Genomic DNA, 20,061 nt, shown 5'->3' with positions numbered 1-20,061 from the left:
GTGAGGAAATCTAATTTCACCTAATAATTATGGTCAATTAATGAATCCGAGAGAAGCAGCAGAGACAATTTCACAAAGTGAATATGGACTGCATTGTTTGCTTATATATCGTGATCTTACTACCCAAAGAGAATTTTATTCTAATTATGTTCAAAAACAAATCAATGACAATGAAATGATTCAAATCATGCCATTCTACGAAACAGAGACCTCTGTTAGAGAAATACTATCTAGTAATTGGACCGCTGACCGCAATCTGCTCAAAACGGAAGAGAAATCATTGATCATTGTTGATTCTTTAAGAGGATATCTTGATCATGATAATGTTAAATCTATTTGGAAAAATATGGAAGAAAGGGTCAACTATGCCAAAGAATTAGGTAAGAAGGGAGTTTCTATATTAGGCGATGCTGGTGCATTTCTCTTTAAACATAAACTACAAAGTCTTTTAGATTATGAATCCTATCTACCCTTAAAATTTGAGAATAATCTTAAGGGCATTTGCATGTATCATCAAAAGGATTTTAATAACATATCCAAAGACCTTCAACAAAGAATAGTAGATAGTCATGCAATGACTATAACGATTTAAACATAGTTAACCTATACTATGGCTTTTATCTTTATTATTCTGTATCGAGTAACTATAAAGATTCATTGATCTTTTGTCTTAAATCAGTGAAATGGATGTGTTATTGCAGTATTCTATCGATTTTTGCCTTTTGAAAATTCTCGTTATCTTTAAAATCCGTTGTATCAAAAACAGTCATCAAGAAAATTTTTATTTTACTATTAATTTCTCTTATAGTCTTTGCTAGATCTATTTCACATATAGCTGACATTCTAATGTCTGTTATTATCAATGAATGTTTTTCCGCAGTTTCCTTAAAATATTCGAGAGCCAATACCGGGTCGGTAAAAGAGACCACATTATGTCCTCGATTTTTTAAAATTGTTTTGAAAAGAGTTGCAAGTTCCAGTTCGTCATCTACTACAATGATCGGATGAGTGGATAGCGATGACAATAGTTATTGCTTTTTTTTAAAATATCTAAATTTGTCTACACTAGGTCGAGAAAGTGCATAGGGAAAAACATTCCTGAATATAGTCAAATTAAAAATAAAATGACGGTCAAAATCATACTATCCCAGGTCTGGTTCAGACTCTAATTTTGTTTAATTTATAAGTAATGATGCTTTAGTTATGATATTGTACCATTAAAACAAGAAAATAACAAAAAAATACATGAAAATGGAAGAAAAAAGATAAGTTTAATACAAAAAGATAGAATTAATTTTCAAAAAATTCATCAAATTGCCAGAATGGTCTACCCTCACGACAGGGCTACTAAAAGTGCTATCCCGTGGATAATAAAATGGCTAAAGACGTTGGAATTAATGGAAAAGATGAAATAGATTACTTTGTAAAATTGTTGTTAAACCATCAACGAGTCTGATAACTACCTCTTTTTAAGAATCTCTAGAGTAAAAAAAGAGTATTTTGGTGCCAAGATACAATATAGTAAATTATGCTATATCCATAGCGGTTTTTAAAGGGATTGTATGTATTATCAAATTAGACATGTAGAGTCCTAATATGGACAAGAATTAGGAAACATAATAAAAATATACCGGATCGATAGGTGAGACTTCACTTATAATATTTATCTGATATATAGTTGACACTATTTTTACCGGCGCTGTTAACTTAGGCGTTTGGCACCTCCTTGTTGTGTATTTTACAAATAGATTCAACCAGTTTTTGACATGATCTAGTTTACACTTCTCTTTACTACATGGAAAGTAATCGTCAAATCCTTCAGTTCGATCCTTGATGTACTGCATAGTTCTTTCAATCAGACTTTTCTCAAACGAAGAATTGATATGGTGTTTTAGTTTTAGGAATCTACTAGCCATTGGGTACCAGGTTCCACCGTCTGTTGATACGACATGTTTTCCGTGAATCTTGATCAGACCTGAAATAAATCTCTCTGCGATAAGCATGTTCCTCTCCTTGGATTTATTAGCTAAGAAAGAGTGCGAGAATTTGCCTATTTTCTGGTTCGATTGCTGCCCATAACCAGGAGTATTCTGAGCCGACTTTTATTAATGTCTCATCAATGAGGTATTCTGATATTTTTGTTCTTCTTGTTGAAACCTTTCGAGGTTTATACCTTTGAATCCAATTCCAAATTGCAATGTGACTTCTATTGATAATATGTAAAAAGGACAATGCCTTGGCAGTATTTCTAAGCGATAAGCCAAGAAAGTACAAATACAGACCATAGTAAATATGCTCTGAAGATGTTTTATTTCTTTTACTTAACATAACAGAAATAGAGCGTCTTTAAGCTAAAGATTTATCGTTAAGTTAACAGGGCCTTTTTACCACATTGAAAGTTTTTCTACTTTCTTGATCTATTTACAAGAAACTTGACTTTGAATATAGGCTGCTCTGGCTGGAGTTATGAAGGTTGGAAAGGCAATTTTTATCCAAAGGATATGGAAAATAAAGACTATTTGTCTTATTACTCGAAATTTTTTAGATTTGTCGAGGTCGATTCTACATATTATCGCATTCCTTCCAGATCTTCAGTTAGAGGTTGGAAGGACAAAACTCCTGAAGACTTCAAATTTTCATTGAAATTTCCCAAAGTAATAACCCATGAAAAGAAATTAGAAGATGTTGTTAAACCTCTTTCAATATTATTTTACTCATTAGAGCCTTTGATTGATAAAACTCTAACGTTGTTAATACAACTTCCGCCTTTTCTTTCAGAGAAAAAAGGCTTTAATCCCTTGCAAAGTATGTTTCGTTATCTAGACAAAAGATTTAGATATTCTTTAGAGGTGCGACATTCATCATGGTTTAATGATAATGTATATGATTTATTAAAAGAGAACGACATCTCATTGGTTTGGAGTGTAAGGGATAAACTAGTATCTCCATCCATAATAACTTCTGATCAGGTTTATATCAGATTTATAGGTGATAGAAGCATTTCAGAGATGGACTTTGGAAAGATAGTAAGAGACAGAAATAAAGATATGCTTGAATATGTTAAAAAGGTTAGAGAAACGCAAGATGAGAATTCAAGGATCCAGGATGTATTAATTGCATTTAACAATCATTTTGCGGGATTTGGTCCTCAATCAGTGAATGATTTCTTAAACTTGATGAATATGTCCGAGATAGACTGGAAGAGTGAATTGGAGCGTTATGAAAACAATTCTACTCAATTCGATGGCCGACATCAATCTAATATGTCTGATTTTACCAAATAGGTATACCATAATCTATATCTTGAGTCAGTTCCTGTAGATATGATCAGTCCAACTAAGGATCTTTAATCTAATTAAAGCGTAATAAGATGTTTAGGTAGTCGACTAAGAGGTCTAAATCCGAAATATCAAGTCAGAAAGGACGGATAACACTAATGAGTTTAAATGAAAGATATTCTAATATGAAATTATCATACCTTATATGTTTGATTTCATGCTAAGATATTTAATCATTAAAAGATTGATTTATTTCATCTGAATGATCCTTAACTATTTCTATATTGTCTGAACTTATTTTGAAAGATTCAATTTTATTCCATAAACTTTGAAATTCTCTAATAATTTGAGATTTGGTATTATTGCAATTTTTACATATAAAGGAGACTAAAATGTCTATACCCTCATTCGTATTAATATTCTCAATATTTTCTGTGGTAATATTTTTCGAACCACATTTGGGGCATTCAGCATGCTCCATGAGAGCCAAAGGAATTATTTTCCATTCCGTCCACCAATTCGATGGATTATTATCCGGACTGAATTTATTGAATCTATTCTTCCCATTCATTGTTTTTTGACAATAGCGGCATGTGGCCCTGCCATACACCGTAAATAGTCCATTTCGATTATTCCAATTTACTTGTGATACTACTATTTTCATCTCACTATTAACCCAAGACATACACCAAGGACATGGTTTCCCAAAATCTTTATACAATACGTAAATGAATGTGTGATGATTATTAATTTTTATTATTGTTATTATTATTTAATAAATATCACAAACACCAACAAAAAAGCATCTTAAATTTCATTGTAATTTTTACCAAATATCGCTTCATTATAAATTTTCTTTGAAACCCGTGAGAGGGCTCAATAATGATGAAGGGGAAAACCTAAGAACAAAGTTCCAAATTTGGAAGTTTACATCATTAGTGTACGGCCTTCTAAAGACAATAATGATGAAGATAACGGCGATGTCAAAAATGTTGAGCATGTTCCAGATGATTTTGACGGATTAAAGGCTAAACTCTATGACATAGGCCTTTCAGATAGGACAGCCTATGATGAGAAAGTGTCTATCATGGTATCAGATTATGTTAAGATAGTAGAAAAGATAAGCGATTTTGCCGCTAATTATATGAATATAGAAAAGAAAGATGCATTTACAAAGGATCTAAAAGCCCTTTTGAAGAAGGAGAAGGCTCAGAGCAAAACTCGAGATGGAAACCAACGAACATTTGCATCACTTTTAAATGGAAGGTTTAAGATCGAGGGGGAGGTTGTGCGAATCGAGATGAGATAAGACATCAACGGGATTTCAAACAGAGCATTTGGTCTTTCACCTGCTACAATAGGACATTTAATCACCAAGGGAGAAAAAGATGCTAGAAATATGCTCAAAAATACAGGGGCGGAGACACCAATAAGAAAACACAAAAGTACATGTCTACTATGTAGTGACGAAACAAATCTATTTAAATTCATGTTTAAGAATTTCAGAAATAATTGTTTTTTCTTCGAATAGTAGAATGTTCAATAAGATTATATAGTAAGACTTCTCTATTTTCAATTGAATGCAAATTCAAACAAAAACAGGGGTATTAGGAACCATGGGAGACTTTGGAGTCCTCTCTGAAATTGTAGAACATACCAGTGCCATTAGTAAGAAGGAGAGTGTTGATAATCAGGTAAAAGCCAATTTGAAGCAGGAGAAAAAGGAACTAGAATTCATTACTCAGCAGAAGATTATGGATTATTATTATCTCAAATACCATTATGATCATGTTTTTGTAATTGGTGATAATAAGTTAAAGCTTAATGTTGAAGTTATGACCGGTAAACAAACTCTATATTGTTCTTTTCATGATACACGCAATGCAGAACATGAATGTGAACATATTAGATTTATCAACATGTTGGATAATATACAAAATTAGTCTACTAGTGTTTTTATTACGTCCTTTAGTATTTTGAACCCCTACCCCTTTAGATTTATTCATAAAATGAATTTTCCGATTTTTTAGATTTGTGTGAATCCCATAATCTGATTCTGATATAAAATTGGATACATTTGCTGCATGCATCTGAATAATATTATTTTCTACAGATATGTAGTAACACCTTCCTATCTTATTTTGTCCAAAAATCATTATGACCTTCGCTAAGGTTGCAGAAACTTGCTTTAAAAAGTCTAATCATCATCTTTTTCTCTATAGTTATGTAATCCTCTTTTGCTATTAGTCAATAGTAAAGATCCTTCTCAAGAAACAATGAGGAAACTATTAATAACTATTGATGAAGAACCATAATCATATCTAAAAAGTTCTCTCGATTGGTAATCATATATATGAACATTTTGTTAACTGTAACCTTTATTCCTTATTCCTCAGCCTATTATTTTTAGGAAGAACAATAGAGTTCTTTCTTACCTTGACTCCATGGACGATTTTCTGTAGCAAGGTTGTAGAGAATACTTTTTAAATATGGTTTTGATTATGATTTTGTTGTCGAGATTATTTTATTATTTATTATATCTTTATTCTCCCTACATTGTTACACTCATTTATTTCCAAGATATTTCAAATTCTTTGTTTTAGAGAAACTTTCTTTTCTTGCTTTTAAAATTGCTGTATAAATCCCCAATATAAGCGCGCGCGGTGGGATTCGAATCCATACCACATAATCGCGGATTCGATTTATATATTTTAATGAGGGATTTGAACATGATGCCAAGAATTTATTTACATAATTGGATTCAAATGTCATAACCAAATCTTAAAACAGTAATAATGTTATGGTCTGTGGCGGTGGGGATTAATACCGACTTCGGTTCTCTAAGAGGTTCTATTATTTTAGATGGTATTGTCAAATTTAAGGATTTTGATAAACCATACTTATTGAATTGGACGATAACAAGTATTAATATTTTACCTTCATACAGAGAGTACTTTGAACGATTTTATGTATTTGTCCAAAGTTAGTCTTCTTCTCACTACGTTTGCGGTAAAGCTCGTGTCAAAGGAACATCTGATGCCTAATATTTGGTAACTTTGGTTAGGGCATAATCTTGTCTTTGTTCTCCTTCTATCTCCTCATCTAGAATCAGGACGGCATTAGGTGGATCTAGGGCAAAGTTGTTTGGCCCCCACCTCCAGTTGCCGATAAAACCGGTTGTGTTAGCAAATCCTACTTTTCTGTCAGGTCTATCCGAAAATAAGCAATTAAAGATATTCCATATGTTCCCCTAGCAACCGGGGTGAGGTCCAATACAACAAGGCTGGCATACTCCAGTTTCGTTTGCGGAAGGTAAACTTTATGTTTCTGTCAAATTACCTGCTGTGGAATTGCCTGCTGTGGAATTTTGTCCTTGTGCCATCACTTGGTTCAGGGAACCAGAAATTAGACTAGGTAAGAGACCTGCTGTTACGATCGTTGCTATTATCATTATCACAAATATGGTTTGTTTCGTAGGTAGGATAGCTAAGAGCATCATGTATATAGAATTCTTAAAGTAGGAGCATAATTAAATCGCTTTAGAGTGGGTCAAAGGAACACAATTAAATGTCCCCAAGTTATCATAAAATGCAAAAAATTTACTCATTATATTAAGCAAATAATATTCCTAATAGAAATATAACTAATATCGATAATTTAAGAAATTTACTTTAATGTGCTAATTTTTACTAAATATTAAGATCTGGTGTAGTTTTTCTCTAAATATAAATAAAACCTTTATACTACAATCGTGATATTGTGTTTATGTGCATAAAATGTGAATTATTGAATATTATTAATAAAGAGGCTGAATTAAAAAGGCAACAGTCGCTTTTGTCAAAGGAAAATTATCTGACAACTGGTCTTAGTGAATCTAGAATAATGACGCAAGAATCTCAAGAAAGACATATTGAGTACGTTGTTTCTGTATGAAACATAAGTCTGAATCACTTGATATAATCCAAATGGATAAACTAGACATCAAATTTCTATCTTGTGTAATTTTCCTGTTTTCCATCCCTTACTAGTCAAGGAAAGGAATTGTGATTGCGAATGAGAAGTCAATAAATCTATTATTATATGTACTAAACTAATTTATCAAAATTATTGTCGGCAAACGCCTTGTCGCTATACTTATATTCTCTCTAATGATCCTCATAACGATGAATATCATTTCAAGTATAGGATTGATTATTGTGATTACGCTATTAATAACCATATATAGCAGTGGTAAAGATTTCAATCTACTACAAGCATCAGCGCAACCAGTCACTACGGTATCTAACGATTCAAATTCTTCATCCGTTAATGGAAAGATATCCTATCTCTCGGCTGCTTCTCCTGGACAGACCATCTATCTCCGTGGAATGGAGGCATCCAAACAACCTTTACATCTGAATTTTCCACAACAAGAAAGTCAACAGCAGTCCATAAACATATTGCCACATAGAGACGATGGTGCGTCATACAGAGGAATTCTAACATTTACAGCAACAGAACCTGTAGAGGTTGGATTTGGTCACAGAGTGCCTTTGAATAATTCTACCGATTCACAGATGGAATCCAAAGAAATAAGCGAATTGTTTACTGTTAAACACAATGACAAAGGAGAATTAGGGGTACCTGACATCATAAGCGCTCCTTCTAGAATTACACCTGACTACGGAGTTAACCCTCCTTATTTCTCGGCTTCAATTCCGTTCGTTGGCAGTTCTCTATTCCTAAGCACAATGGCTAGCGAGGGTGAACCGTTCGTTGCTGTTTATGAGGTTTCTGCGGATGTCATACAGCCTATGGATTTTGTTGACTTGGATGGTCTCAAAATGGCCAATAGCACAGATGCAACAACAACAACATCATAATTTTTATTTTATTTTTATCATCGCCAAATAGAACTTATCTAAAAGCATAGATTTCTAGTTACATGAAGAATTTTTGGTTGGTTAAACATTTTGTCAATTTTTTTATCGAGATATTTGATTGAATGTTATTAGTACATATAATAAATCGTCCTAATAACAATATTCAAAAATTAGATCTGACGTTGTTTGGGATTAGAATCTACGTCTTTCGGAAGGGGGTTCCAACCAATTAAAGCATTCATAGTAATCTTGTATATGTTTGCCATACTGGGTTCGGGCCCGTGGGGATATAGTTCAAGGTTGAATATGATTCGATAAATAAAATATTGAAATCCATTAGGATCGAATGTTCCTTGCTGCCAATGAGCCACAATCATATGCCCATTATATAATATTATGAACATATCAATTTGAAAAAAATGAAGAAAATTTTTGTTTTTACAAGTTTTGTGCTGTCATTTGTGTTGACAGCCTCGTTAGCAAGCGTTTCATTGGGCCAAATGGCATTAGCCCAGGACCTATCCAGTCTTAAAGATCATGCAACAAAGTTACTCACGGGAAATGACAATAGTCAGAGAACAAATAATATGTCAGAATCAGCAACCGATAATTCTACCTCATCTGACTCCTCATTAAAACAGAGAGCAACCGATGCATTAAGTGCATTCTTAAAATAGAATACTCATATCAAAATCTATAAAGTATTTTATTTATCTTTAACGATTATTGTGATGCCTCTCAAATTCTAGAAGTATAATGGTTTTTTATTGATTATCATATTCTTTCTGAGAAGTGGATGATAATAAGCCTATGCAAAATACGATTTGAATTGATAATCATTACCAGATAACAAAACAGTGAGTTTGGGCGCGGGGGGATATGGTTCAAGAGTGAATAGAATCCAAAGTTAATTTTGACACTAACCAATAGAGAAGGATCCAAATCCCGCACTTCGCACTTTTTTTTGAGATTGGTTCGATCCCACATACCTACGTTGCATATAAAATTAATATTGAATTCTTCTTTCCTGCTTGGTCACCTATTGTTTTATAGTAGATAGGAATGTTTGCAATACCATACCAACTTCATCTGGATATTGAATCATTATAGCATGACCAGCGTCTTTTATCTGTACAAGCCATGCTCCTGGAACTTTACTTGCAATGACTAAAGAATTTTCATGAGGCACTAATTCATTATCGTCTGTACCTGCTATGACCAACATGGGTTTGTCTATCTTTGCAAGGTCGTCACAAGCACCATTCCAGTCGGAAGCCACCCAAGCCTTTGCACCTTTATATTGATTGTTCATTGTTTCAGATGAAAGACCAGGTTTCATTTGTTGGAATGTCATGTTTTTTGGAACATCAAGAGATTCAGGATGCAGTTTTATCCATCCTGATCCTTCTGAGGCATTTACAAGAGATTTCATTTCATCCTGAGAAAGAGGTATATTATTTAGAGATTTATTCATAATACCCTCTTGTAATTGGATAAACTCCTCTGATGGAGGTACATGATTCTTTTCCACCACAAGTTCCAGCAATTAGCGTAATACTGCTAACCTTATCAGGATGTGTGATTGCAAATTGTTGAGTTATGTATGAACCCATAGAATATCCAAGAACATTTGCTTCCTGTATTTTCAAAGCATCCATTAAACCCGCAGTATCATTACCAAGTAACTTTATAGAATATGGTTCGCTACCAGCAGTTGTATTTCCTATTCCACGACTATCAAATATAATTACTGTGTGATTTGATGAAAGACCTTTTAGAAAAGAAGGGTCCCATGCATTCATGCCATCATTAATACCATTATGAAGTATAATGGGGTCACCTTTACCAAACATCTTGTATGCCATTTCAATATCTCCAACACGGACTTTTTGTAATGGGATATCCTGTAGGTTTACCAGGTTTATAGTAACATTGCTTGTTGGAATGGGATGAGTAGTATTTGTTTGACCATATGTAACATTAGTAAAGCCATTGACCATAGTCATACTTGAGAAAATTAGAGTCGATATAACTGCTACAATGAAAAGATAATCTTTTCTAATCTTACTATCAATATACATAACCAATTTCACGTGAGGAAGTGTATAAAGAGGGTGTAATCTTGTGTGAAAATTAACTTGGTCTATCAATCCGTAACCTTGGTTGATAAATTTGAGATAGAGGGATCGGGTTCAAATAGAGCGATTCATACCTGATCCCCGCGCAAGATTAATTCATTCGAATTCGTTTTGCAGTTACTCTTCGATATTATTAATTTATTGTTTTAATACTCCTCCTCTATTGAACGGAGTGTTTGGAGGAAGGGTTAATTTTATGCTAATCCTAATATCTTTACTATATAAAGTATCATTTAGTTTGAGCGCTTGGACATCCGCGCCGATACTGGTCTTAAAACAGGTTTCGCTATTCTAGATTCAAACATAGAGATAACCTTTTTGAAAAGGTGGGCCCAAAGGGTAAGATTCCATTAGACAAAGAGACACAGTACATTTAGGAAAGATATGCTAATCAAAATAGGTTTCAGTTTATAAAACCATTTTGAATTTGGTTTATACCTGCCACATTATTAATGCCTACTGTAGGCAATAGAGAAGACTATTTCTGTCTCGATGGAGAGGAAAGCCATTCATACATATCCTGTAATACATATTCTTCTATTTGACCACCTGAAGATACCCATTGATTGCTAGGGACAAAATTATGTCCAAGATCTGGATAGACAATAATTTGATGGTCAGGATGATTTGCTTCTGTTAATCTTTGTTGTAATAACAATGCTTGTTGAAGAGGGGTTTGGCTATCATTTTGTCCTTCTAGTATAAGGACACCAATATTTGAAGATACGTTCCCTATCATGCCGATGACGCTAGGGAGAGCAGAAAAAGATTTTCCAAGACTAGGGCAACCGTAGAGGGATATACATTTCTCCGACAGCTGGGAGGCGTTTATGGATGTATCATTTTCATATCCTCTTACAAGTGCAGGTTTAAGCACACCTGCAATACTAATCAAGTCATTATTCGTGATGTTTTTTTGTTCAGGCAATATACCGGTGAGATTATTATCAGTAACGTTAGTCGGGTTAAGAAGAAGTTGAGTTAGGTTCCCACCAACCAACTTCTGAAAGATAGGATCTTTTGATGCTTCCGCCACTGATAACTGTCCAGGATGATCTTTACCCAATACGTTTTCAGCATAAAGAATCGGTTTTGCAACTTCCTGGAAATATATAATATCAGTAAATTTTTCAGCTACTGGAGCCATTAGGACTATATTTCTGACTTTATCAGGGTTATCGGCGGCAATTCTTGGAGGGAAGTTAGTACCTTCACTGTGTCCAATCAAAGTGGCCTTTTTAGTTGCATTTACTTCAGGTTGTTGTAATAGTACTGATAATGCCTTCTCAGCATCATGCTTCAGATTGTCAAATGTAAGATTGCCCCATGCATTACTATCTGATATCGTGAGGTTGGGTCCCACACCCCTCTTGTCATATTTAAGAACGGCAAATCCTCTCTCTGCGAGATACTCAGCTAGATGTCCATAGAATATTACCTTGCCATATGACGGTGTAATTACTGAACCAGCACCAGCGCCCGGAAAGATAATTACACCAGGGTATGGTCCTTTTCCAATAGCAGGAAAAGTTAATTGAGCGTTAGTCTTTAATCCATTCTCAAGATCAATAGTTAGATTTCTATTCTTTACAGTCTCTACATAGGGTTGAGCGTACGCTTCAGCAATTGCTGTGTTATGATGTAAAGTGGATTCACTGAGAATTGAAACTGACATAGCAATCAAAAATACTGCAGTGATTGTTATTGATACATATAAGACGTCACGATTCTTCCAGCTGTAACCGGGATTGACATCCATATTTTCTTGAATAACTCGAGCTCCGTAATATAGTTATTGGAGCGATTTTCGCATATTTAAGATGCAATCCAAAATATCAAAAAATGGAAGATAGAAGGGTCAAAAGTATACCTGCCTATCTCAGAAACATGTGGAACAGTTACAACTTTACCCTCACCTTCGTCCACAAGTACAAATTCTACATCCAAACCAATAGCATGAGGGAGCTAACTCAGGAGTTTGTTACCATCTGACTAGTACCATCCCTACTCTACTTCCATAAGTCTAAATAAATGGCTATAGACTCCTCCAATCTTCTATGAAACCACGCCATGTCGGAATCCCCTAGGCTTGCAAATCGTTTACTCAAAGCCACTTCATTCTTAAAAATCTCAACTAAACGAGCCTTTTCTCTGGCTTTATCCCTATCTAAATATTTATCTGTCACCTTAATAAGATCGTCTAGCTCTGATTGACTCTCTTCTGGACTTGACAAAAGTTGATTTGATGCATCTAAGTTTTAAGGGTTAGTTAGTCGTATCCTAATCGCAATGGGATATATAGAATTTTCCCCCGTATTATCCTAGGCTTACTATGGATTACTGGTTCCCTAGCGTCCATTTTATTTGGTTAACGATTTTTTGTTGAAGGTGGGCCTAAATAAAGGGACAAGATTGATGTGGAAAAGGGGATACGGTTCAAGGTTGAAAACAATCCACTTATATAGTGAAGTTTTCTCAATTTCAGCGAATAATCAGTCGATTTAAGAGATCATTTGTTATTTTTTATTTCCATGAAGTTCATTGATAACATATTGTACATAATCGACCACTTCATTCTCAGTCAATGCCGTTTCAACTCCAGATTTTTCTTCGATTTCCTCTTCAAGATTCTTAGCAATCTTCAAAACTCTGGATTCTAACTCTTTATTTCTTTGAGCAGTACCAATACCACCTAGAAAATTGGCTTGTTCAGTGACTGATTTCCTAATTGATCTTAAGAGTGCATTATCCTGAGAAATAGTTTGAGCGGCCGAATATAATCCTGAATAAATTAGGTAGCATGAGAACCCAATAAGAGAAACCGAAATTAGTCCATATGGAGGGTATGCAGCCTGAGAGGCATATGCTGAACCCGCAATATAGAAAAGTAAGAATCCATACGCAGTTAGCATCAACTGATTTCGGACAATAGAATTTGTCTTCAAAGTCCTTGCTATTGATAAAAATGAGATACCAAAAAGAATTCCTGCAATAATACCTCCAAAAGAGAATATTAGAATATTAAGCATCGCATTTTCATTACCAAGGGGATTGAAATATCCTAGGACAAAAAGAGGATAGGATAAAGGATAATAAATTAGAGATATGATCATCATTGTCCAAAACTTGAACTTCCCAATTCTTTTTAAATTCTGATAGAGCAACCTTATGCTACCTATCCATGTCAACAAAAATGCTACTATAGAAGCGGTCTGATACACCGCATTAAATTGATCACTCATAGAGAAATTACTAAATTCTGGAAAATATGCAACATGATTAGAAGTTATAATCGGATCTTGTTGAGTCAGCGTATCAATTTGAGTAATGAGTCCAAATACTCCATTGATAACATACAGGATCATAGCAATGGCAAAAATCAGTATCATGATATTTTTGTTAAAATTCTTATACCATAAAATAAAAGCCCTTGTCAATAGTGCCAAAATACTAATCCAAATCCCATAACTAATAATGTTAATCATGAATAAAGGAATAATACTATATTCTTGATATATCGCCATTTGAGTAACAACAAAAATAAGAATCGATGAAATCAAACCTTGTGATATGAATACAAGATAATAGATCGGTTTGAAGTGAGCATATTTTCCCGCAGTTAAACTATTGATACGTCTCGCATAATTTATCATAAAGAAAGAAGCGAAGATAGAAAATACTGTCAAACCAACAAATAATGATATACCAAAAGAAGAAGTCAAATATTCTGGTATAAAATCGGCAACAAGTCCGATTTGAGAATCTACTAAAACTGTAATAACAATGGCTATAAAGACTATTAAAAATCCGTTGTTTTTGGACTTTAGAAAAGATGATACACCATCGACATAGTTTCTAAAGTTCATGACGATGATCCTTAGATAATGTTATGGAATTTAAGGAATTGTAAATTAGTATTAATATTAAACTCAAGATCTTGATGGAATTAGTTGGTGCATCAGAAGCAAATGTATAATAAATTCTTCAAAAAAAGGTTTTCCATACGGTATGGTATATGAAATGAATCCTAAATAAATCCAAATAGTATTTCCAATTTATGACCAAAAATATCACATTTAAGCATTGATAGGGTAAAAATGCGCCTCATAGTACCGTCATTTGAAAATCATATATTTTTTTAATGAACGTGAAGTCAAGCATCCTTTCTACCAAGTAATTAGACCAATTTAGATTTATGATATTTTTCTACATATAATTTCGAAAGTGACGCAAATTTTCTAAAGGATAGCTTTTTTCAAGTTCCATTGACCTTGGCATCTGCTACTTGACAGACAAGAAATGTATGTCGTTGTCTGATGTTGCTATGACAAATTAATCAATATACTATTCTTTAGTAAATTTAATAACAAATAAGGCCTATATAAAAGTGATAAATTATTCTAAATGTCTTTTGCTTGTTCCTCTAGCTTTTCCTTATTGTATTCTGTCCCAATGTCTTTATCTGGGTCATCTATTTTTTTTGCCACTGCTTTGGCACCTGCTTTAATTTTATCTACTCCTTCGTTTAAACTATCTCCTACGATTTCGGCTGCATCCAGACCATCTCCTTGAACGTCATGGTGTACATGAATAGGTTTTTCCTTATTGTATTCTGTCCCAATGTCTTTATCTGGGTCATCTATTTTTTTTGCCACTGCTTTGGCACCTGCTTTAATTTTATCTACTCCTTCGTTTAAACTATCTCCTACGATTTCGGCTGCATCCCGACCATCTCCTTGAACGTCATGGTGTACATGAATAGGTTTTTCCTTATTGTATTCTGTCCCAATGTCTTTATCTGGGTCATCTATTTTTTTTGCCACTGCTTTGGCACCTGCTTTAATTTTATCTACTCCTTCGTTTAAACTATCTCCTACGATTTCGGCTGCATCCCGACCATCTCCTTGAACGTCATGGTGTACATGAATAGGTTTTTCCTTATTGTATTCTGTCCCAATGTCTTTATCTGGGTCATCTATTTTTTTTGCCACTGCTTTGGCACCTGCTTTAATTTTATCTACTCCTTCGTTTAAACTATCTCCTACGATTTCGGCTGCATCCCGACCATCTCCTTGAACGTCATCGTTTCTGTTAATAGGTTCTTCTGACATTGTAATTGTAAACGTGAAATACTATTTAAATCTGAAATTTGTATCGAAGATTTTCTATTGGGTCTCTTTGTAGATTTTAGATTCAGTCATAAGTAAACATGATGGCAAATGACCACGGTGTTAATAATACATTCACTGATTGTTCCGAGCAGATGAGTAAAACAAGGATCTTCAAAATGGTCATAATTAGAATGGTGATAACTTGTCTGACTAATTAAACTTTAAACCTGACTAATCATCTATTATAAGGATAGACAATGATAGTGGCATCGATTTTATCCACCTACCAAAGCTATATCCAAATCAATATTTTCAGACGCTATTACCAATCCATCCTGATAGATTCGTTTCCTAACAAGGTAAAAACCCTCAAAGTATTTCTTTACCATTACGCTTTTTTAATAAATCAGTAACGAAAACCCCTCTATGCCTACCATTTGGGAAGTATTTGATTATACCTAATGTCTTCCTTCCTCATTTCTTGAAATCCCTTTTTATTCTGAAAATAGTTGGAAAGCCAGACGAGAACTTTTATCTTACCCTCCTTGGTTCTATTTTTAATATTAGTATCTGCTTGTTAGACCAAAATATATTCACATATTGTTTCGGCATTTTCCTTACGACTATTATATCGATTTTTTAGTATTTTTTTAAAATATGGCTTAGATAATCCAATTGTGATTTGCTCTATGACATAGGCATATATTGGATAAGAATATGGTATTCGTCAAATTATATAACGATAACGTTACATTCCCTGTTTGATGCACGGGGAGTGGGATTCGAATCCATTAGGTTATCTTGGGGATTGTATTATTTAAAAGATGTTTTAAGCATATAAAGGGTATTTCCACTAAGTGGTAATATAGATCGAATTCACTAAGTAGGACAATTTCTGTATGTCACGTTTGTTTTATGATTACTTGTTTTCTCATGATTTTTTCAAATATGTAAATTTGATTATCTAAAAAATTGCATATCGGAATATCACTATTTTGTAATAATACAGATGATTTACATTATCATCTTACAAATGTAAACATCGTACTCCTTGAGATATATACTCAGAATTCTTTAGCGGGATTAGTTCACTATCAAGATTTCATTAAAATGGCTACACAGACAAAAGATTAAAGCACTAAACCACAGATCTAATCAAAGAAGACTTATATGTTTGATACTTAATAGATTATGGTATGGGATTGGCAAGTAATTCCAAAATCCAGACAAATAAACTTATCCAAGAGATATGTAAGTTGAAGTTTCATCAAAAATACCTATCTAAAGCCTTTGCTCTTATATTGGAACATATATGTAATAATTCTAAAGGTGGCTTTTGAATTGTGTAAAAACACAAATATTAATTCTATTTCAGAAGAAAGCAAGATCATACTGGGTAAGACTAATTTTCACAATAGTCAAATGGGAAATTTTCGTAGGGTTAACCCAAACACTCAATCGATATTAGATAGAGTTTCTATAGATAACTTAAGACAAAATCTGACTAATTTATCTGGTTTCCATACCAGACATTCAAAGTCACATTTATTGAATGATGCTGGTAATTGGCTAATGAACCAATTTAAAGTAATAGGTTACAAATATACTTTTTATCATTCCTGTGAAGCAACCATTGATAATGATGAGTTTTTATTATCTTCAAACGTGATTTCGCCATGAAGATAATAATGAGGAAAAGGTCCTTATCTCTAATAATAATTTTGTATATTTTATTTAACGGAGCCCATTTAAATAATATTAATTATGACTCATCAGTTCAAAATGTATTTGGTCATAATTTTCCTCAAAATAGTAATGCATTGTTTGTGGCGTACCTGGATCAATTTCAGACAGAATCAAATTTAGTTAATACAAACCTTGTCAATAATAATCTATCTCTAGCACAGAATCATGCTGATAAAGCTGTCAATATTTTTTACTGGGATCTGATGGTAAAAATTACAGACCGAGATAAAAAAATTAGAGATGATCTTAAAATAGCAGTAGAAAATTTGCGCAACCTGACATCATCATTTTCGGATACCCCATCATCGGTTCAAGTTGAAAAACAAAAACTAGAGCAATCAAATCAATTAATTGCGGGTATTGATACAAATGTAGACAAAATCATAGCCATAACGGAAACACAAAAAAAATCAGAGGACTCTAACTATCTAAATCAAGTTATAATGTCCATATCAAATGTATTTAGCCCCAAAGAGGATAATAGCAACGGATTAATCCATCCTATGAGATTTGTAGAACTATTGGATAGTGTACTTCGAAATTATGGATATGCTTATGGAGTTGACTTTGATATAACGGATATGTCTAACATGGCAATGATGCACATGGACAACAAGACGAGTGAAACCAACTCTTTGATAAATATCGGAGACTATCAAAGCGCTCAAGGCTTAGCTGCAAAATCATTGGAAGTATTTGATAACTATCTAAATCATATGATGTCTAACTATGAAACTTCTGATTATCGTAATAACCTTGAAAGTGGCTTAATACAACTTAACAGTTCAATTAAGGATAAGGCTTCACCAATGGACATAATGATGATTGTTCATTCGCAGATTCATCCAAATCTTATAGGAGCTTTTGACATAAAGCTTCTTTCAAGCACATAGAGTGTCTCATATGCATAACGAGAAGAGATTTGTGTAATACTATCTCAGAATTTAGTTCTATTACTAATTTTAGGTATACAGTCGATAATAGTCGAACAATGAATTTAGGTTTCTCCTTTACTTAGTGTTAAAGACATTATAAATTAAATATCTGTTTTCCCGGATGTATACTGTTGCAAATCAATTGCTTCTAAATGCCTTATCATCGTTTTTAAATAATCTTCCTTCCGGATGGATAATTTCACTTATTTTATCATTTTTTCTTTAATATATGCATCAACGAATATTAGTGATACCGTTAAAATAAGTAACTATACAAACAATAAATGTTTAAAGGTTATTTTGGAGTATTCAAATAATAATTCATCAGATATTGGAAACAGCAACGTACAATTTAGATTACTCTTCATGGATCCTGAAGATGATATGTTAAAAAGACACATTGATTATGATTTTGCTATTTTCAAACTATGGTAAAAGAGTTGATGATAAAAGTATCATTGTATAACCTGTTTAGAAGAATATAGTACAATGAGCTCTGTTCATTTAACTGGTTTTATCTCTCTGTTGTGATAGTCAACAAAAAGCCGCAGCCAATTCCGTACATGCTTTAACTTACAAATCTTTGCTCTATAGGGAAAGTAGTCATCGAAATTCTCCATTCTATCCTTGATATACTGTATATTCGTTTCTATCAGGCTTTACTCCAGAGAGGAATGAATATGATACTTTAATCTAAGAAATCTACAGGCCATTGGGTACCATGTGTCACCATCTGTTGAGACTGGATACTTTCCATAGCCTCTAACGATGTTTGAGAGAAAATGTTCTGCGGCAAACATGTTTCTTTCCTTGGATTTATTAGTTAGAAAAGTGCGAGAATCTGCCTGTTGTTTGGTTCACTCGCAACCCAGAGCCATACGTATTCTGACCCAACCTTGATTAACATCTCATGCACAATGTAATCTGATATCATTCTCCTTCGTGCTGATATCTTTTGAGGTCTGTCCTTTTGAATCCAATTCCAGGCCGAAACATGGTTTCGATTGATAAAACAAGAAAGTCTCTGCGATGTACTTCTTAATGATCAACCTGAAAAATACAGGTACAAACCACAGCCAATGTACTCCAAAGGTGTTCTGTTTTGTTTACTAAACCCATATGAAATAGAGCTTCTTCAATCTAGTAGAATTCCTTATGTGAAGAGCCGTACAATGTGTACTGCAATAGTCCGAGAATAAGGAATTATGCAACAGAGCACAAAATGGCTTTTTTATAACAAATTGTTTGTTTTTATTTGAAAGTTTTTCAAATTTAGCAATAATAGATATAGCAATAGATATAGTTTTTCTAAAGATTTATTAGTATATATTTTAGCCTTTATTACATATGGCAAATGTTCAAACTCCTTTAATTATATCTTGCTTTGTAATTCTCGTGTATATAGCATCAGTGTTAACATACAACGTTGTATTTATTGGTTCAAAAAATCCATTCGATCAATCTTTAGAATTAGATTCTGAACGATATAACCAAATCGCTACGGGTACTAATTATATCTATCAAACTGATGTCGGTAAATCGGTCCAACCCGTTTTGCTTAATGGAATGAATTTTAGTCAAAATCAATTTTTATTATTCTATGATTCTACACCATTTGCAAGTAAAGGCCATGTAGCAGTGACTTTCCCTTGTAATGAAGAAAATCCATCTAAACCATTATTTCAGATTCTGTCCGGTAGGGCTCCTGACCTATTTAGTGTACCATTAGGATATATTCAGAATATTTCATCATCATCAATGTGTGTATTTCACGGTCAATTTGGATTCGGAGATCCGATTTCAGATTTGGCACTTAAATATGTTGGTGAAGGAAGCATAGAACTCAATGGTCCTTATTCTGTTGTGGTATCTGGAATAGAATCCTTTATACCAAAACAAAAATCGTTCCAAGAATTACAACATTCTCAGATGGCAACTCAACAATAATGATTGCTAATTTCATTCATTTATCAAAAAATCAGAATTCATCA

21 protein-coding genes are annotated in these 20,061 nt (G+C 33.5%); 9 read left to right on the top strand and 12 right to left on the bottom strand.

The genetic code is table 11. The features are described from left to right. Positions 1 to 40: 40 nt before the first annotated feature. A complete protein-coding gene (locus tag AAGU22_RS07695; RefSeq protein WP_458721605.1) occupies positions 41 to 592 on the top strand; it encodes an MEDS domain-containing protein in 552 nt (183 codons plus the stop codon). Positions 593 to 692: 100 nt separating this feature from the next. On the opposite strand, the gene AAGU22_RS07690 is transcribed toward AAGU22_RS07695, so the two are convergent. The 3 genes from AAGU22_RS07690 to AAGU22_RS07680 all read right to left on the bottom strand — a co-directional run bounded on the left by AAGU22_RS07690 (position 693) and on the right by AAGU22_RS07680 (position 2,328). After that, on the bottom strand, positions 693 to 1,025 hold the full coding sequence (locus AAGU22_RS07690; RefSeq protein WP_458721604.1) for a response regulator: 333 nt from the start codon (positions 1,023 to 1,025) through the stop codon (positions 693 to 695). Between the two features lie 582 nt (positions 1,026 to 1,607). Continuing rightward, positions 1,608 to 2,003: a hypothetical protein gene (locus tag AAGU22_RS07685; protein WP_458721603.1), complete on the bottom strand. Its 396-nt coding sequence runs from the start codon at positions 2,001 to 2,003 to the stop codon at positions 1,608 to 1,610. A 19-nt stretch (positions 2,004 to 2,022) separates the two neighbouring features. Further along, the gene (locus AAGU22_RS07680; RefSeq protein WP_458721602.1) at positions 2,023 to 2,328 is read right to left on the bottom strand and encodes a hypothetical protein; all 306 of its coding nucleotides are present in this window, start codon (positions 2,326 to 2,328) and stop codon (positions 2,023 to 2,025) included. Between the two features lie 104 nt (positions 2,329 to 2,432). Here AAGU22_RS07680 and AAGU22_RS07675 point away from each other — a divergent pair, with 104 nt between their 5' ends. Further along, entirely contained in the window at positions 2,433 to 3,284 is an 852-nt protein-coding gene (locus tag AAGU22_RS07675) for a DUF72 domain-containing protein (protein ID WP_458721601.1), read from the top strand. 223 nt (positions 3,285 to 3,507) lie between these two features. Here the strand turns inward: AAGU22_RS07675 and AAGU22_RS07670 are convergent, their stop codons facing one another. Continuing rightward, positions 3,508 to 3,963: a hypothetical protein gene (locus AAGU22_RS07670; protein WP_458721600.1), complete on the bottom strand. Its 456-nt coding sequence runs from the start codon at positions 3,961 to 3,963 to the stop codon at positions 3,508 to 3,510. Between the two features lie 234 nt (positions 3,964 to 4,197). Here AAGU22_RS07670 and AAGU22_RS07665 point away from each other — a divergent pair, with 234 nt between their 5' ends. Both AAGU22_RS07665 and AAGU22_RS07660 read left to right on the top strand, forming a co-directional pair. Continuing rightward, positions 4,198 to 4,587: a hypothetical protein gene (locus AAGU22_RS07665; protein WP_458721599.1), complete on the top strand. Its 390-nt coding sequence runs from the start codon at positions 4,198 to 4,200 to the stop codon at positions 4,585 to 4,587. 271 nt (positions 4,588 to 4,858) lie between these two features. Continuing rightward, positions 4,859 to 5,221 carry a hypothetical protein gene (locus AAGU22_RS07660; RefSeq protein ID WP_458721598.1) on the top strand — a complete coding sequence of 121 codons (363 nt, stop codon included), beginning with the start codon at positions 4,859 to 4,861 and terminating at the stop codon, positions 5,219 to 5,221. Between the two features lie 1,376 nt (positions 5,222 to 6,597). Here the strand turns inward: AAGU22_RS07660 and AAGU22_RS07655 are convergent. Next, positions 6,598 to 6,777 (bottom strand): hypothetical protein, encoded by a 180-nt coding sequence (locus AAGU22_RS07655; RefSeq protein ID WP_458721597.1) that lies wholly within the window; start codon positions 6,775 to 6,777, stop codon positions 6,598 to 6,600. A 664-nt stretch (positions 6,778 to 7,441) separates the two neighbouring features. Here AAGU22_RS07655 and AAGU22_RS07650 point away from each other — a divergent pair. Further along, positions 7,442 to 8,140: a hypothetical protein gene (locus tag AAGU22_RS07650; protein WP_458721595.1), complete on the top strand. Its 699-nt coding sequence runs from the start codon at positions 7,442 to 7,444 to the stop codon at positions 8,138 to 8,140. 419 nt (positions 8,141 to 8,559) lie between these two features. Next, the gene (locus AAGU22_RS07645) at positions 8,560 to 8,817 is read left to right on the top strand and encodes a hypothetical protein (protein ID WP_458721594.1); all 258 of its coding nucleotides are present in this window, start codon (positions 8,560 to 8,562) and stop codon (positions 8,815 to 8,817) included. Between the two features lie 362 nt (positions 8,818 to 9,179). Here AAGU22_RS07645 and AAGU22_RS07640 read toward each other — a convergent pair whose 3' ends face one another. The 6 genes from AAGU22_RS07640 to AAGU22_RS07615 form a co-directional block, all read right to left on the bottom strand. Further along, entirely contained in the window at positions 9,180 to 9,614 is a 435-nt protein-coding gene (locus AAGU22_RS07640) for an alpha/beta fold hydrolase (protein WP_458721593.1), read from the bottom strand. Beyond that, positions 9,607 to 10,221 carry an alpha/beta fold hydrolase gene (locus tag AAGU22_RS07635; RefSeq protein WP_458721592.1) on the bottom strand — a complete coding sequence of 205 codons (615 nt, stop codon included), beginning with the start codon at positions 10,219 to 10,221 and terminating at the stop codon, positions 9,607 to 9,609. The genes AAGU22_RS07640 and AAGU22_RS07635 overlap by 8 nt, the downstream gene beginning before the upstream one ends. A gap of 535 nt (positions 10,222 to 10,756) precedes the next feature. Then, positions 10,757 to 12,037, bottom strand: coding sequence for an alpha/beta hydrolase family protein (locus AAGU22_RS07630; RefSeq protein ID WP_458721591.1), 1,281 nt, complete (start codon positions 12,035 to 12,037; stop codon positions 10,757 to 10,759). Positions 12,038 to 12,287: 250 nt separating this feature from the next. Then, positions 12,288 to 12,512, bottom strand: a complete 225-nt coding sequence (locus AAGU22_RS07625; protein WP_458721590.1) for a hypothetical protein — start codon at positions 12,510 to 12,512, stop codon at positions 12,288 to 12,290. A 282-nt stretch (positions 12,513 to 12,794) separates the two neighbouring features. Further along, entirely contained in the window at positions 12,795 to 14,144 is a 1,350-nt protein-coding gene (locus AAGU22_RS07620) for a hypothetical protein (RefSeq protein WP_458721589.1), read from the bottom strand. A 534-nt stretch (positions 14,145 to 14,678) separates the two neighbouring features. Next, entirely contained in the window at positions 14,679 to 15,389 is a 711-nt protein-coding gene (locus AAGU22_RS07615) for a hypothetical protein (protein WP_458721588.1), read from the bottom strand. Positions 15,390 to 16,730: 1,341 nt separating this feature from the next. On the opposite strand from AAGU22_RS07615, the gene AAGU22_RS07610 reads away from it, so the two are divergent. Further along, a complete protein-coding gene (locus tag AAGU22_RS07610) occupies positions 16,731 to 17,069 on the top strand; it encodes a hypothetical protein (protein ID WP_458721587.1) in 339 nt (112 codons plus the stop codon). A gap of 8 nt (positions 17,070 to 17,077) precedes the next feature. Beyond that, positions 17,078 to 18,028, top strand: a complete 951-nt coding sequence (locus AAGU22_RS07605; RefSeq protein ID WP_458721586.1) for a hypothetical protein — start codon at positions 17,078 to 17,080, stop codon at positions 18,026 to 18,028. 701 nt (positions 18,029 to 18,729) lie between these two features. Here AAGU22_RS07605 and AAGU22_RS07600 read toward each other — a convergent pair. Beyond that, positions 18,730 to 18,870 carry a hypothetical protein gene (locus AAGU22_RS07600; protein WP_458721585.1) on the bottom strand — a complete coding sequence of 47 codons (141 nt, stop codon included), beginning with the start codon at positions 18,868 to 18,870 and terminating at the stop codon, positions 18,730 to 18,732. Positions 18,871 to 19,417: 547 nt separating this feature from the next. Here AAGU22_RS07600 and AAGU22_RS07595 point away from each other — a divergent pair. Next, entirely contained in the window at positions 19,418 to 20,017 is a 600-nt protein-coding gene (locus AAGU22_RS07595; RefSeq protein WP_458721584.1) for a hypothetical protein, read from the top strand. The last annotated feature ends 44 nt before the right edge of the window (positions 20,018 to 20,061 follow it).

Source organism: Candidatus Nitrosocosmicus sp. R (assembly GCF_054408505.1).
The sequence above is the reverse complement of the archived record's forward strand: the minus strand, read 5'-3'. Positions and strand labels throughout refer to the sequence as shown.

What these genes read in the sequence shown, in the direction of transcription:
- AAGU22_RS07695 (WP_458721605.1), top strand. Translation starts at nt 41, where the DNA reads ATGAATCCGAGAGAAGCAGCAGAGACAATTTCACAAAGTGAATATGGA.
- AAGU22_RS07685 (WP_458721603.1), bottom strand. Translation starts at nt 2,003, where the DNA reads ATGCTTATCGCAGAGAGATTTATTTCAGGTCTGATCAAGATTCACGGA.
- AAGU22_RS07680 (WP_458721602.1), bottom strand. Translation starts at nt 2,328, where the DNA reads ATGTTAAGTAAAAGAAATAAAACATCTTCAGAGCATATTTACTATGGT.
- AAGU22_RS07670 (WP_458721600.1), bottom strand. Translation starts at nt 3,963, where the DNA reads ATGTCTTGGGTTAATAGTGAGATGAAAATAGTAGTATCACAAGTAAAT.
- AAGU22_RS07660 (WP_458721598.1), top strand. Translation starts at nt 4,859, where the DNA reads ATGCAAATTCAAACAAAAACAGGGGTATTAGGAACCATGGGAGACTTT.
- AAGU22_RS07655 (WP_458721597.1), bottom strand. Translation starts at nt 6,777, where the DNA reads ATGATGCTCTTAGCTATCCTACCTACGAAACAAACCATATTTGTGATA.
- AAGU22_RS07650 (WP_458721595.1), top strand. Translation starts at nt 7,442, where the DNA reads ATGAATATCATTTCAAGTATAGGATTGATTATTGTGATTACGCTATTA.
- AAGU22_RS07645 (WP_458721594.1), top strand. Translation starts at nt 8,560, where the DNA reads ATGAAGAAAATTTTTGTTTTTACAAGTTTTGTGCTGTCATTTGTGTTG.
- AAGU22_RS07640 (WP_458721593.1), bottom strand. Translation starts at nt 9,614, where the DNA reads ATGAATAAATCTCTAAATAATATACCTCTTTCTCAGGATGAAATGAAA.
- AAGU22_RS07635 (WP_458721592.1), bottom strand. Translation starts at nt 10,221, where the DNA reads ATGTATATTGATAGTAAGATTAGAAAAGATTATCTTTTCATTGTAGCA.
- AAGU22_RS07630 (WP_458721591.1), bottom strand. Translation starts at nt 12,037, where the DNA reads ATGGATGTCAATCCCGGTTACAGCTGGAAGAATCGTGACGTCTTATAT.
- AAGU22_RS07620 (WP_458721589.1), bottom strand. Translation starts at nt 14,144, where the DNA reads ATGAACTTTAGAAACTATGTCGATGGTGTATCATCTTTTCTAAAGTCC.
- AAGU22_RS07615 (WP_458721588.1), bottom strand. Translation starts at nt 15,389, where the DNA reads ATGTCAGAAGAACCTATTAACAGAAACGATGACGTTCAAGGAGATGGT.
- AAGU22_RS07605 (WP_458721586.1), top strand. Translation starts at nt 17,078, where the DNA reads ATGAGGAAAAGGTCCTTATCTCTAATAATAATTTTGTATATTTTATTT.
- AAGU22_RS07600 (WP_458721585.1), bottom strand. Translation starts at nt 18,870, where the DNA reads ATGTTTGCCGCAGAACATTTTCTCTCAAACATCGTTAGAGGCTATGGA.
- AAGU22_RS07595 (WP_458721584.1), top strand. Translation starts at nt 19,418, where the DNA reads ATGGCAAATGTTCAAACTCCTTTAATTATATCTTGCTTTGTAATTCTC.